A 13,479-nucleotide genomic window follows, 5' to 3' on the forward strand; every position below is an offset into this window, starting at 1 on the left:
AGTCCCGACGCGACGGCAATCGAACGCCTACCCAAGCATCCACCCAGGCAACGCCTCGCGCGTGCCCGCGCCGCACGCAACACGACAGCCCTGTGCCACCGTCTCGATAGCTGAACGCGGCGGTACACCTCGGCGGCCGTCGTAGACAAATGCCGGGCGCCGCCGCGCCGCCCAATCGTTCGTCGCACAGGCCGCAAGCCGCTCCGTACGTATCTTTGGCGCGTTGGCGACACCGTCGATGCCGCACCGGCACGCCGGGCACCACGCCAGCCTTGGGCCATAATCGCGGCGACTCACTCCAGGTACGCCGCACCCGATGAAGATCCCCCCGAGCCTGCAGCCGCTGATCGACGATGGCGTCATCGACGGCGTGCTGCGCCCGCTCAAGAGCGGCAAGGAGGCTGCGGTCTACGTAGTCCAGGCCGGCGACGACGTGCTCTGCGCCAAGGTCTACAAGGACATGGCGCAGCGCAGCTTCCAGGCCCGCGTGCAGTACCAGGAAGGGCGCAAGGTGCGCGGCAGCCGCCAGGCGCGGGCGATCGGCAAGGCCAGCAAGTTCGGCCGCCGCGAGCAGGAAGCCGCGTGGAAGGACACCGAGGCCAACACCCTGTACCAGCTGGTGGACGCCGGCGTGCACGTGCCGCAGCCGCGCGGCTACTTCCATGGCGTGCTGCTGATGGACCTGGTCACCGATGCCGACGGGCAGAGCGCGCCACGCCTGGGCGAGGTGGAACTGGAACCGGAGCAGGCGCGCGCCTTCCACACGCAGCTGGTCGGCGACGTGGTGAAGATGCTGTGCCTGGGCCTGGTCCATGGCGACCTGTCCGAATACAACGTGCTGGTCGCCGCCGACGGCCCGGTGGTGATCGACTTCCCGCAGGTGGTCAGCGCCGCCGGCAACAACGCCGCCCGCAGCATGCTGCTGCGCGACGTGCACAACCTGCGCGACTGCCTGGGCCGCTTCGCGCCCGAGCTCAACGCCACCCACTACGGCGAGGAGATGTGGGCGCTGTACGAGAAGGGCACGTTGCGCCCGGACAGCGTGCTCACCGGCCGCTTCACCTTCGACACCCGTCGCGCCGACGTGCGCGCGGTGCGCGCCTCGATCGAGGACGCGCGGCAGGAAGCCATCATCCGCCAGCAGGGCCGCGAAGCCGCCGCGCAGGACGACTGAGCCGCGTTCCGGCACGCGGCGCGCAAGTCCATGCTGCGCCGCAATGTGGCGGCACCGCGTGCGCGCCCGTCGCCAGCGCGTGCTCCAAGCTGCGCAATGCCTCGCCGCGCCTGCATTGCACGCGCATCCGCGCCATGACGATCGGCCGCCTGCCGCTGACCCGTCGGCTACCGCGCATCGGCGTTCCGGTTCGCTTATTTGCGGAAATGGTTATCGAGAATAACAATCCGCCCGACGCCGCTTGCGCAGCCGCCCCGGGAGGGCCACCCATGTATTTCGATCCAGACGTCGTGCGTTTCTTCGCCCAGGCCCAGCAGTCCGGGCAGCCGCCGATGGAGGAACTGCCCTTGCCCCAGGCGCGGGCGATGATGCGCGGCGTCGCCGCGCAATTCGGTTTCCCACACGTGGAGATGGCCGAGGTCCGCGACCTGCAGGCGCCGGGTCCGGCCGCGCCGATTCCGCTGCGCCTGTACCGCCCGCACGGCCTCGACGCTAGCCCGGCGCCGACCTGCCTCTACGCGCACGGCGGCGGTGGCGTGGTCGGCGACCTCGACTCGCACGACGACGTGTGCCGACAACTGGCCGCACGCGCCGGCTGCCAGGTGCTGGCGGTGGACTACCGGCTGGCGCCCGAACATCCTGCGCCGGCTGGCATCGAGGACGTGATCGCGGTGGTGCACTGGCTGGCCGCACACCCGGCCGAGGTCGGTGCCGATCCGCAGCGCCTGGCCGTGGCCGGCGACAGCATGGGCGGCGCCCTGGCGGCGAGCGCCGCACTGGCCGCGCGCGATGCCGGCATCGCCCTGCGCTGCCAGATCTTGATCTATCCGCTGACCGACGTACGCCCGGACAATCCCTTTCCCTCGCGCGTGCACAACGCCGGCATCCCGCCGCTGACCGAAGCGGCGATGCGCTACTTCGACCGCCAGCTGCTGCCGGACCCGTCGCTGGCATCGGACTGGCGCATCTCCCCGGTGGTGGCGCCGGACGTGGCCGGCGTCGCCCCGGCGCTGGTGGTGCTCGCCGACCGCGACGCGCTGCACGACGAAGGCCTGCACTACGCGCAGCGCCTGCGCGAGGCGGGTGTGGAAACCCTGGTGCGCGTCCACCCCGGCATGATCCACGGCTTCATCAACATGGGCAGGGTGATGCGCGTGGCCGGCGAAACCCTGGACCTGGCCGCGCTGCTGCTGCGCCAGCGGCTGCTGCCGGTGGCCACGCAGGAGTGAGTGCAACCGCAGTGGGTACCCCCTCCCGGCAATCGCCACCGGCGCTGGCACGCGCTGCTTCGTCTGGAACCATGTGCCAGTCGCGCGGATGCGTCGGCTTCCGTAGTCAAAGCCGCTCTCCTCCCGGGAGAGGGGTTGGGGTGAGGGTCCGGGAGCGCAGCGCCGCCTCCGGACCTTAGTGCACCATCCGTACCCTCATCCGCCCCTTCGGGGCACCTTCTCCCGAGGGGAGAAGGGAGAAACAAAGGAGCGGCTTCAGCCGCGACGGGGAATTGCCGACACGCCCAGGTCGCGGCTGAAGCCGCTCCTGCGTGGGGGTGCTGCGCGCGATGCGCGTTCGCGACCGATCACGCCACCCGACTGCGGCGCGCGCGTTCCAGGTGCACCAGCAGCAGCGAGATCGCCGCCGGGGTCATGCCGGGGATGCGCTGCGCCTGGCCCACGGTCTGCGGGCGCACGCGCTCGAGCTTCTGCTGCACTTCGGCCGACAGCCCGCGCACCTGCGCGTAGTCGAACGCGGCCGGGATCGGGGTGTCCTCGTGGCGCTGCTGGCGGGCGATCTCGTCGCGCTGGCGGTCCAGGTAGCCGGCGTACTTGATGCCGATCTCCACCTGTTCGGCCACCTGCGCGTCGGCTACGCCCGGGCCCAGCGACGGCACCCGCATCAGTGCGGCGTAGTCCAGCTCCGGGCGCTTGATCAGGTCCAGCACGGTGGTCTCGCGGCTCACCGCCACGCCCAGCGTCGCCGCGACCTCGCGGCCCAGCGCGTTGCCCGGCGTCGCCCACAGACCGCGCAGACGCTCGTTCTCGCGCGCCACCGCCTCCTGCTTGGCCTGGAACCGCGCCCAGCGCGTCTCGTCGACGATGCCCAGCTCGTGGCCGATGCCGGTCAGGCGCGCGTCGGCGTTGTCCTCGCGCAGCTGCAGCCGGTACTCGGCGCGGCTGGTGAACATGCGGTACGGCTCGCTGGTGCCATGGGTGATCAGGTCGTCGATCAGCACGCCGATGTAGGCCTGGTCGCGACGCGGCGACCACGGCTCCAGCCCGCGCACCTGGCGCGCAGCGTTGAGGCCGGCGATCAGGCCCTGCGCGGCGGCTTCCTCGTAGCCGGTGGTGCCGTTGATCTGGCCGGCGAAGAACAGCCCGGGCATGGCCTTGGTCTCCAGCGAGGCCTTGAGCCCGCGCGGGTCGAAGAAGTCGTACTCGATGGCGTAGCCGGGGCGGGTGATGTGCGCGCGCTCGAAGCCGCGGATCGAGCGCACCAGCTCCAGCTGCACGTCGAACGGCAGCGAGGTGGAGATGCCGTTGGGGTAGATCTCGACCACGTCCAGGCCTTCCGGCTCGACGAAGATCTGGTGGCTGGCCTTCTCGGCGAAGCGCACCACCTTGTCCTCGATCGAGGGGCAGTAGCGCGGGCCGATGCCCTCGATCTGGCCGGTGTACAGCGGCGAGCGGTCCAGCGCGCCGCGGATGATGGCGTGGGTGCGCTCGGTGGTGTGGGTGATCCAGCACGAGACCTGGCGCGGATGCTGCGCCACCTCGCCCAGGAACGACATCACCGGCAGCGGATCGTCGCCGGGCTGTTCCTCCATCGCCGCGTAGTCCAGGCTGCGTCCGTCGATGCGCGGCGGGGTGCCGGTCTTGAGCCGGTCCACGCCGAAGCGGCCGTCGCGCAGCGCCTGCGCCAGCGCGGTGGCCGGCGGATCGCCGGCGCGGCCGCCGGCGTACTGGGTCTGGCCGATGTGGATCTTGCCGGCCAGGAAGGTGCCGGCGGTCAGCACCACCGCCGCGGCCTCGAAGCGCAGCCCGGTCTGGGTCAGCACGCCGCGCACGCGCTCGCCGTCCATGACCAGGTCGTCCACCGCGGCCTGGAACACGGTCAGGTTCGGCTGCGCCTCGACCAGGCGCCGGATCGCGCTGCGGTACAGGCTGCGGTCGGCCTGGCAGCGGGTCGCACGCACCGCCGGGCCCTTGGAGGCATTGAGGGTCCGCCACTGGATGCCGGCCAGATCCGCGGCGTGGGCCATCGCCCCGCCCAGCGCGTCGATCTCCTTGACCAGGTGGCCCTTGCCGATGCCACCGATCGCCGGGTTGCAGCTCATCGCCCCCACCGTCTCCACGTTGTGGGTCAGCAGCAGGGTGCGCGCGCCGGCACGCGCGGACGCCAGCGCCGCCTCGGTGCCGGCATGGCCGCCGCCGATCACGATCACGTCATGGCGGTAGAAGGAATCGCTCATCGGGGTCTCGTCGGCCGGCGCGGGGCCGGCGGCAGGGGGCGACACGGGACGTCGCCCAGGGTGTGAACAGGAATTTTAGCGGTTGCATCACAAATTGCGGATCCAGGCCTCAAGTTGGCACGCAATCTGCAGATATTCCCACTGCACCCAACGTGGCAATGCGTCAGGGGCGTATGACTGGAATTGGAACAGGGGCCAGTCACGCGCACGTTGGGGGAGCTGGGGGCCGGTAGTCGGGGGACTACCGGCCCTTTTTTATGCCCGTTTTTCGCCGGTCGCCGGCGCCACGCCAGCAATGGCAAGGCCCCAACGCGAAAAGCCCCGGCGGACCGGGGCTTTTCGTTGTGAGGCGCCGACGCCCGACAGGGCCGGAACAGGGGGGATCCAGATTTCCCTGTCGGACATCGACATAGACGGTGGGGTCGACCCCTTCGGGTCATAAAGCGACGCAGGCGGTCACCCCGTAGAACGTAGAGTGCGTGCTGGGACAGGCGAACGCAAGCCCTTTCTTAGGGTTCGAGTGTGCGACGTGTCCCATTGCTGCGACCCATATTGCCGGGGCGCGGCGCCGGCGGGCGCTGCATGCCCTCGGGACGCTGCATCGCCGGCCGGGCCGGCTGCATCGATTGCGGCCGCGGTGCCGAATTGAGCGCGTCCGGACGGCGCAGGCGGTCCATGTCGCGCCACGGCGTCGGTACCCGACCACCCACGCTGGGCGGCGGCGGCGGCCGCGAGCCGCCGTCGTCCGGCCGCGGACGCGGTGGCGGGCGGTGGCGCGGGCCATCGTAGCCACGGTAGTAGTAATACGGCACGCCGTACCCGTAGTAGCCGTAATAGGACGGGCCGTAGCCGTAGTAGGGCACCGCGCCGTAGGGCGAGTAGTACTCGGAGTAGCCGGCCGGGTAGCGGTATTCGACCGACGGGGCGCCACGGTAGTAGCCACCCTCGCCGCCTCCGGCGTAATCGTAGGTGGCACAGCCGCCCAGTGCGGCCAGCAGTCCAGCGGCGCAGATCAGGCGCAGTTTCATGGCGTTTGCCCTCCAGCAGGCTGGCTGACAGGTTCGGTCCGTGGCATTGAATCCCCCCTTAACTTCATCTGCTGCACTTGAACGCTTAAGTTGCGCGCAACGACGGCGAACCGGCGCGAGTCGCGGGCGCTGCACGTTGGCGACGATACGCTACCCTTTCGCGCATGGTCTCACGTTTTCTGCCCGAGTTCGGCGACGTCCTGGCGGCCGCCGCACGCATTGCCGCGCACGCGCGGCCGACCCCAGTGCTGCGTTCGCGGGCGCTGGATGCCGCCACCGGCGCGCAGCTGTACTTCAAGGCCGAACACCTGCAGCGCGGTGGCGCGTTCAAGTTCCGCGGTGCCTGCAACGCGGTGTGGGCGCTGGACCCGGCGCAGGCGGCCTGCGGGGTGGTCACCCATTCCTCCGGCAACCATGGCGCGGCGTTGGCCCTGGCTGCGCGCACCCGCGGCATCGGCTGTCATGTGGTGGTGCCGGAAGGCGCGGTCGCCGCCAAGCTCGCCAACATCGCCCGCCACGGCGCCACGCTGTGGCGTTGCGCGCCCAGCATCGCCGCGCGCGAGGCGCTGTGCGCGCAGGTGCAGCGCGATACCGGCGCGACCCTGGTGCACCCCTATGCCGATCCGGCGGTGATCGCCGGGCAGGGCACCGCGGCGCTGGAACTGTTGGACGCCAGCGGCGGACTGGACCTGCTGGTGGTGCCGGTCGGTGGCGGCGGCCTGGCCGCGGGCAGCCGCCTGGCGCTGTCGGCGCGGGCGCCGCAGGCGCAGTTGCTGCTGGCCGAGCCGGCCGGCGCCGCCGACACTGCGCGCTCGCTGGCCGCCGGCGAGCGCCGCCTGGACATGGTCCCGGACACGCTCTGCGATGGCCTGCGCGGCACCCTCGGCGAACCCAACTTCGCCCTGCTGCACGGCCAGGCCGAGGTGCTGGTGGTCGAGGACGCGGCGACCGTGGCGGCGATGCGGCTGCTGTGGCAGGTGCTCAAGCAGGTGGTGGAGCCGTCCTCGGCGATCGCCCTGGCGGCGGTGCTGGCGCAGCCGGCGCGTTTCGCCGGGCGCCGGGTCGGGGTGATCCTGTCCGGCGGCAACGTCGACCTGGACGCCTTGCCGTGGGGCGCGGCATGAGTGCGCGGGGCGGCTTCCGCTGGCTGCGCTGGCTGGTGCGCCTGGCGGCGCTGCTGGGGCTGTGGCTGCTGGGCGTGGCGATCTACATCGTCTGGGTCGGCGACCGCGACCAGGCGGCGCCGGCCGACGCGATCATCGTGCTCGGCGCCGCGGCCTACGACGCCAAGCCGTCGCCGGTGTTCGAAGAGCGCATCCGTCATGGCCTGGACCTGTACCAGCGCGGCTACGCGCCGACCCTGATCTTCACCGGCGGCTTCGGCAACGGCGCGCGCTTCGCCGAGTCGCAGGTGGCCCGGCGCTACGCGCTGCGCCACGGCGTGCCGGCCGACGCGATCCTGATCGAGACGGTGTCGCGCACCACCCGGCAGAACCTGATCGAGGCGCGGCGGCTGATGCGCGAACACGGCCTGCACCGGGTGATCGTGGTCAGCGATCCGCTGCACATGGCACGGGCGCTGCGGCTGTGCCAGGAACTGCAGATCGACGCCCTGGCGTCGTCGACCCCGAGCAGCCGTTTCCGCAGCTTCCAGACCCGCTGGCGCTTCCTGCTGCAAGAGCTGTACTTCTTCCATCGCGACCTGGTGGTCCCCGGCGCCTGAACCTGCGGGGTGCGGTACGCAACGGCGCATTCCCTGGCGCCGGCCGCTGCCGAGCGCACCCGAATCAATCGCCACCGCAACGGTCGCGTACACGAGGTGATGGCGAGGCCGGCGCGCGGCCCATGCGGGCCGCGCACGTCATGCAGCCGCTCTGGCCGGGCGCGATCACGGCCGTGCAAGGGCGCACATCGCGGAGCAGGGCCGCTGTGCGTCTCGGCGGACGAGCAGGGATCCCGGCGGAGATCGAGGGTGAATCCGTCGAACCAGCGGCGATGCCGGGTCGAGGCCGCTGCAGGCGACGACGCTACAGCAGCGCTCCCGTCACGACCTGACGGTCATCGGCGTGCAGGCGCTTCGTTGGATCGCGGTCGTCGCACGCGCGCGGTTCCTGCATGTCTTGGCGTTGCGCGCGCCGACCCGCGGATGCGAGCCCGCGCGCTCACCATGCCGGGTCGACGTACTGGACGACCAGGGCGTTGGCGATGCTCTCGGTTTCAGCGTCGATGATGCCGCTGGTCTTGCGTGGCCTGAAGTGCATCTGGAACGCGGCGACGATGCGTTGCAGTTTTCCGCTCCAACGCCCGTCGACACTCACCTCGTTGTACCCATAACGCTTGAGCGCCCGCTGCAGCGCGAGTACATCGCCGGGCGCATTGGGATCGCGCCCGGCCAGGTAGCGGCGCACGTTCGCCTGGTCCGGCCATGCGCCGATGCCGTGCCGGGCGAGCATTTCCCAGGGGAACAGCGGACCTGGATCGTACTTGCGCAGGGGCGCCACGTCGCTGTGGCCGAGCACGTTCTGCGGTGCGATGCCATAGCGGGTGATGAGGTCGTTGAGCAGCGGCACCAGCGCGGCGACTTGCTCCGGCGCGAAGGCGTACCACTGCCGATTGCCGGCCTTGCCCTGTGCAAAGCCGAGATTGACGATCTCCACACCGATGGACGTATCGTTCAGATTGCTGCGGCCATTCCAGGCGCTCACGCCAGCGTGCCACGCCCGTTTCTGTTCGGCCACCAGTTGCAGGACGACCGGCTTTCCATCCACCAGCGCCGGGCGCGCCGGCACCAGGTAATGGGCGCTGACATCCGGGCCTGACAGCACCTTCAGTGAACGGGCGTCATTGAGCGCGGTGTAATGCAGGACGATGAAACGGACGCGTTCGTTTTGCGCCAGGGAGGGCGTTTGCACCGATACGTCGTAACTGCCGCGGTCCAGGAGTGTCGGGGGCGATGGTGCCGCAGTGGCTGGAGTCTGGGGCGGTGAGCGGACAGACGAGCAGCCAGCGAGCAGCAGCGACAGCGACAGCGACAGCGACAGGACCACAGTGCGAGACATGCACACTCCTCCGATTGGTTGCGCAGCGCCGGGTGTGTCGACTGCGAGGGATGTGCAAGCGAGTTTGCCGTCGCATCGGAGGCGCTCCCATGGGGCGGCGCCCAAAACAGGCGCGCCTGCGCGGCCGATGGAGCGCGCCCACGCAGCGCGCGCGCAGCCTTGGTGCCCCCCCGTGGCAGTGCCGTCCCGAGTCGCGAAAGATCGCGGGCCTGGCGCGCTGTGTCCGACCCCGTTGGCGCTTGCGGCTGCAGAAGGTCCAGTGCCTCCATCGCCGCCGCCGGTGGCTGCCCGCCGCAGGGCTGTGCCGCGCCGTATGATGGGCCTTTCCACGGCCCGAGGGAGGCAGCCATGAGCAACCACGGAGTTCCTGCGCAGGACCAGGCCATCGCCCTGGTGCAGGCCTATTACGCCGCGTTCAACCGCGGCGACTGGGACGGCATGCTGGGCATGCTCACCGACGATGTCGCCCACGATCTCAACCAGGGCGCGCGCGAGACCGGCAAGGAGGTCTTCGCCGCCTTCCTGCAGCGCATGAACGCCAGCTACCGCGAGCAGTTGCACGACATCGTGGTGCTGGCCGCGCAGGACGGCCGCCGCGCCGCCGCCGAGTACGTGGTGCATGGCGAATACCACCACACCGACACCGGCCTGCCGGAGGCGCGCGGCCAGCGCTACGTGCTGCCGGGCGGGGCGTTCTTCGACATCCGCGACGGCAGGATCGCCCGGGTGAGCAACTACTACAACCTGGAAGACTGGATCGCGCAGGTCTCTGCCTGAGCCACGCGCCGGCCTGAGGCCGGCGCGTTCGCGCTGTCGCAAAACTGTCTGCCGGCCGTCATCTGCGGCCGCAGGCGCGGTGACTATGGTCGCCGCGTCGACCGAGAGGATTGCCGATGCGCGCGCTGCTTCGTTCCCCGGCCGTCGCGGTGGCGCTGCTGGCCTGCACGCTCGCGCTGGCCCTGCTGGGCGCTCGCGGCATCTGGGATGCCGACGAGGGCCGTTACTCCAATGTCGCGCTGAACATGCTGCACAGCGGCGACTGGCTCACGCCCCGGCGCAGCGAGGACGTGGCGCACTGGACCAAGCCGCCGTTGACCTACTGGGCGATCGCCGCCAGCGTCGCCGCGTTCGGGCCGTCGCCCTGGGCGGCGCGGTTGCCATCGGCGCTGTCCTACCTGCTGTGCGTGCTGCTGGTGTGGCGCCTGGCCGCGCGGCTGTTTCCCGAACGCCCTGAGCTGCCGGCGCAGGCGGCGCTGCTGTACGCGACCATGCTGGCCCCGTTCGGCGCGGCGCAATGGATTTCCACCGACTTCCTGCTCGCCGCCTGCGAGACCCTGGCGGTGTGGGCCTTCGTCGAAGCGCGGGCGCATCCGCCCGGACAGGGCAAGCGCTGGATCGCGGCGATGTGGGCCGGCTTCGCCCTGGCGTTCATGACCAAGGGTCCGCCTGGCCTGCTGCCGCTGCCGGCGCTGCTGCTGTTCAACGCGGTGACGCCGGGGCCGCCGCGGCGCGCGCTGCAGCTCTCCGGCATCGCCCTGTTCGTGGTGCTGGCGCTGCCCTGGTACCTGGCGGTGATCCACGGCCATCCGGGATTGCTGCAGTACTTCGTCGGCGACGAGGTGGTCAAGCGCGTGGCCAGCGATGCGTTCGGGCGCAACGCGCAGTGGTACGGCTGGGCGGTGGCGTATGCGCCGATCCTGGTCCTGGGCACGCTGCCGTGGACGCCGGCGCTGGCGCGTTGGGCCTGGCAATTGCCGCGGCAACTGCGGCAGTGGTGGCGCGATCCGGCGTTGCGCCTGCAGCAGGCCGCGCCGCTGCTGCTGACCCTGTGGCTGCTGCTGCCGCTGCTGGTGTTGTGCCTATCGCGCTCACGGCTGCCGCTGTACGTGCTGCCGCTGTTCGTGCCGCTGGCGTTGCTGGCGGCGTGGCAACGCGCGCAGGAGGGCCGGGCGCCGTGGCGCTGGCCGTGGCTGCTGGGCTGGTGCGGATTGCTGCTGGCGCTCGAACTGGCCGTGGCGCTGCTGCCCACGCACAAGGATGCCGGCGCCTGGGCGCAGGCGATCGTGCAGCGTGCCGATGCGCCGGTGCGCGAGGTGGTGTTCGTCGAGGACATGGCGCGCTACGGCCTGCGCCTGGAGCTGGGCGCGCAGGTACGCAAGATCCGCCTGGACCCAGTGCGCGACGCGCCGCGTTTCGGTCCCGAGTACGACGCCGATCTGCTCACGGTGTTGCGGCAACCGCGCGCCGGGCGGGTGTGGGTGTGCAAGCAGGAGGCCTGGGCGCAGGTCGCCGCGCGCATCGCTGCGCAGGGGGCGCAGGCGCAGGTGTTGGGCACGCCCTACCAGGGTCGGGTGCTGTTCCGGGTGCTGCCCGGCTCAGTCGCCGCGGCGGCGGATCGGGATCGCTGACAGCGGCACCGCGGCGATCTCGCCGCCGCCCTCGCGGATCGGCGCGCCCGGCGGCGGCGCCCAGGCGTGCGCGTAGATCACTTCCCACGTGCTGGGCAGGGTGCCGTCGGCGCCGCGCAGCGGCTCGTAGGCGGCGCTGGCGGCGGCGAAGCGGCCGCGGCCGGTGAGGGTGTGGCGGCGCGCCTGCAGCGCGTTGGTGGCGCCGATCGCGCGCAGTTCGCGCATCAGCGCGGCAAGGTCCGGATAGGTCAGGTTGAACACGTCGCGGTCCAGCACCGGATCGCGGAAGCCCGACAGCATCAGCGCATCGCCGAACTGCGCGATCGGCGCGAAGCGGCTCACGTGCGGCGTGGTCCGGTCGGCCTGGGCGAAGGCCTCGCGCAGTTCGATCAGGGTGTCCGGGCCGAAGCTGGAACACAGCAGCAGGCCGCCGGGGCGCAGCACGCGGCGGAATCCGGCGAACACCGCCGGCAGGTCCTCGACCCACTGCAGGCACAGATTGCTGAAGATCACATCGACGCTGTGCTCGGCCAGCGGCAGCGCGCGCGCATCGGCGCAGACGCGGCCGAACGGCTTCCACCAGCCGGCCTGGCGCTTGGCCTGCTGCAGCATCGGCAGCGCCTGGTCGAGCGCGATCACCTGTGCGCGTGGCCAGCGCTTCTTCATCGCCGCGGCGGCATGCGCCGGACCGCTGCCCACGTCCAGCACCACCTGCGGGACGCGGTCGCCGAGGTAGTCCAGCGATTCCAGCAAGCGCCCCTGCACCTCGCGCTGCAGCGCCGCGGCGGCATCGTAACTGGCGGCGGCACGCGCGAACGCGCGGCGGATGTGCTGGGAGTCGAACGCGGAAGGATCCATCCGCGCATTATCGCCGCCGGCGTCGTGCCGCGGCCAGCGGTGGCGCCCGCATCACCGCGTTCTACGCACGCGCGGCGCATCTCGGCTTACCAATCCCCACTCCCGAATCCCCAATCCCGGCTCTTCAGAATGTCCCCGGATAGCTGCCGCCATCCAGCAGCAGGTTCTGCCCGCTCAGGTAGCCGGCCTGCGCGCTGCACAGGAAGGCGCAGGCCGCACCGAATTCTTCCGCGGTGCCGAAGCGCCCGGCCGGAATCTGCCGGCGCTTGCGTTCGGCCAGGTCGGCGGGATCGATGCCCTCGCGCTGCGCGGCGTGGGCGATGTTGCCGCGCAGCCGGTCGGTGTCGAACTGCCCCGGCAGCAGGTTGTTGATGGTCACGTTGTGCGCCACCGTGCGCCGCGCCAGCCCGGCGACGAAGCCGGTGAGGCCGGCGCGCGCGCCGTTGGACAGCCCCAGGCTGTCGATCGGTGCCTTCACCGCGGCCGAGGTGATGTTGACGATGCGGCCGAAACCGCGCGCCTGCATCGCATCGACGGTGGCGCGGATCAACGCGATCGGTGCCAGCATGTTGGCGTCGAGCGCGCGCAGCCAGTCCTCGCGTTCCCAGTCGCGGAAATCGCCGGGCGGCGGTCCGCCTGCGTTGTTGATCAGGATGTCGACCTGCGGGCAGGCGGCCAATGCGGCGGCGCGGCCGGCCTCGGTGGCGATGTCCGCCGCCACCGCGACCACCTCGCCACCGCCATCGAGCGCGCGCAGCTGCGTCGCGGCCGCATCGAGCCCGGCCTGGCCGCGCGCCACGATCGCCACGTGCACGCCTTCGCGGGCCAAGGCCTGCGCGCAGCCCAGTCCCAGCCCCTTGCTAGCGGCGCACACCAGCGCCCATTTTCCGGCGATTCCCAGGTCCATGCTTGCACTCTCGTTCGAAGGAACCGCGATGATCGGACATCGGCGCGGTGGCGGCCAGCTTCACGCCGCGACGTTGAGGACATTGAGTACGCACGGCAGGTGCAGGAGCGGCTTCGCTGCGCAGCGTTTTGCTGCCATGCGTCGCGACTGAAGTCGCTCCCACAGGGGTGGCCGGCATCCTTGTGGGAGGGACTTCAGTCCCTACGCCGGAGGGTGTCGGCCGGCTTTGGGCTTCGTCACATTGCGACTGCAAGACGATCGAGCAGGCAAGACACGTGTTGGTGCGACGTCGCTGCGCTGCGCTCGACTGCCATGCGTCGCGACTGAAGTAGCTCCCACAGGGATGAGCCGGGCGTCCTTGTGGGAGGGACTTCAGTCCCGACGACGGAGGGTGTCGGTCGGCTTCCGGCTTCGCTTGTCGCGGCGGCACGACAGTTGAGTCCCACGGCGGAGCCGCTTGCGTCTTTCTGACGTCGTTGCGTGTCGCGTGATGCCTTGTGGGAGTCAACTGTGATGCAGCGTGCGACGCGCGAGACGGTGTGCGCTTTCCGATGACGCAAGGGCACCTCTAAAAACCCC

At 70.9% G+C, this 13,479-nt stretch carries 11 protein-coding genes; 6 read left to right on the top strand and 5 right to left on the bottom strand.

The annotated features are described in order from the left end of the window. Positions 1-316 precede the first annotated feature (316 nt). Positions 317-1,174 (top strand): PA4780 family RIO1-like protein kinase, encoded by an 858-nt coding sequence (locus tag CEK66_RS02840; RefSeq protein WP_043094294.1) that lies wholly within the window; start codon positions 317-319, stop codon positions 1,172-1,174. A gap of 269 nt (positions 1,175-1,443) precedes the next feature. Continuing rightward, complete coding sequence (locus CEK66_RS02845) at positions 1,444-2,403, top strand: alpha/beta hydrolase (protein ID WP_152235887.1); 960 nt, start codon at positions 1,444-1,446, stop codon at positions 2,401-2,403. A gap of 347 nt (positions 2,404-2,750) precedes the next feature. Here CEK66_RS02845 and mnmG read toward each other — a convergent pair whose 3' ends face one another. Together mnmG and CEK66_RS02855 are read right to left on the bottom strand one after the other, a co-directional pair. Then, entirely contained in the window at positions 2,751-4,640 is a 1,890-nt protein-coding gene (gene mnmG / locus CEK66_RS02850) for a tRNA uridine-5-carboxymethylaminomethyl(34) synthesis enzyme MnmG (RefSeq protein ID WP_152235888.1), read from the bottom strand. Positions 4,641-5,149: 509 nt separating this feature from the next. Continuing rightward, the gene (locus CEK66_RS02855; protein WP_152235889.1) at positions 5,150-5,668 is read right to left on the bottom strand and encodes a hypothetical protein; all 519 of its coding nucleotides are present in this window, start codon (positions 5,666-5,668) and stop codon (positions 5,150-5,152) included. Between the two features lie 164 nt (positions 5,669-5,832). Between CEK66_RS02855 and CEK66_RS02860 the strand changes: the two genes are divergently transcribed. Further along, positions 5,833-6,792, top strand: a complete 960-nt coding sequence (locus CEK66_RS02860) for a pyridoxal-phosphate dependent enzyme (protein ID WP_152235890.1) — start codon at positions 5,833-5,835, stop codon at positions 6,790-6,792. Further along, the gene (locus tag CEK66_RS02865) at positions 6,789-7,391 is read left to right on the top strand and encodes a YdcF family protein (protein ID WP_193312549.1); all 603 of its coding nucleotides are present in this window, start codon (positions 6,789-6,791) and stop codon (positions 7,389-7,391) included. Before CEK66_RS02860 ends, CEK66_RS02865 begins: the two co-directional genes overlap by 4 nt. 439 nt (positions 7,392-7,830) lie before the next feature. Here the strand turns inward: CEK66_RS02865 and CEK66_RS02870 are convergent, their stop codons facing one another. After that, the gene (locus CEK66_RS02870) at positions 7,831-8,727 is read right to left on the bottom strand and encodes an N-acetylmuramoyl-L-alanine amidase (RefSeq protein WP_226978474.1); all 897 of its coding nucleotides are present in this window, start codon (positions 8,725-8,727) and stop codon (positions 7,831-7,833) included. A 348-nt stretch (positions 8,728-9,075) separates the two neighbouring features. On the opposite strand from CEK66_RS02870, the gene CEK66_RS02875 reads away from it, so the two are divergent. Together CEK66_RS02875 and CEK66_RS02880 are read left to right on the top strand one after the other, a co-directional pair. Then, entirely contained in the window at positions 9,076-9,504 is a 429-nt protein-coding gene (locus CEK66_RS02875; RefSeq protein ID WP_017914487.1) for a ketosteroid isomerase-related protein, read from the top strand. A 116-nt stretch (positions 9,505-9,620) separates the two neighbouring features. After that, complete coding sequence (locus CEK66_RS02880) at positions 9,621-11,135, top strand: glycosyltransferase family 39 protein (protein ID WP_152235891.1); 1,515 nt, start codon at positions 9,621-9,623, stop codon at positions 11,133-11,135. Here CEK66_RS02880 and bioC read toward each other — a convergent pair. Together bioC and CEK66_RS02890 are read right to left on the bottom strand one after the other, a co-directional pair. After that, positions 11,103-11,993: a malonyl-ACP O-methyltransferase BioC gene (gene bioC, locus CEK66_RS02885; protein ID WP_043094308.1), complete on the bottom strand. Its 891-nt coding sequence runs from the start codon at positions 11,991-11,993 to the stop codon at positions 11,103-11,105. The genes CEK66_RS02880 and bioC overlap by 33 nt on opposite strands. 124 nt (positions 11,994-12,117) lie before the next feature. Further along, the gene (locus tag CEK66_RS02890; RefSeq protein ID WP_152235892.1) at positions 12,118-12,900 is read right to left on the bottom strand and encodes an SDR family oxidoreductase; all 783 of its coding nucleotides are present in this window, start codon (positions 12,898-12,900) and stop codon (positions 12,118-12,120) included. Positions 12,901-13,479: the final 579 nt, after the last annotated feature.

The sequence above is a fragment of the Xanthomonas sp. LMG 12460 genome, from assembly GCF_009192895.1.
Lineage (GTDB): Bacteria > Pseudomonadota > Gammaproteobacteria > Xanthomonadales > Xanthomonadaceae > Xanthomonas_A > Xanthomonas_A sontii.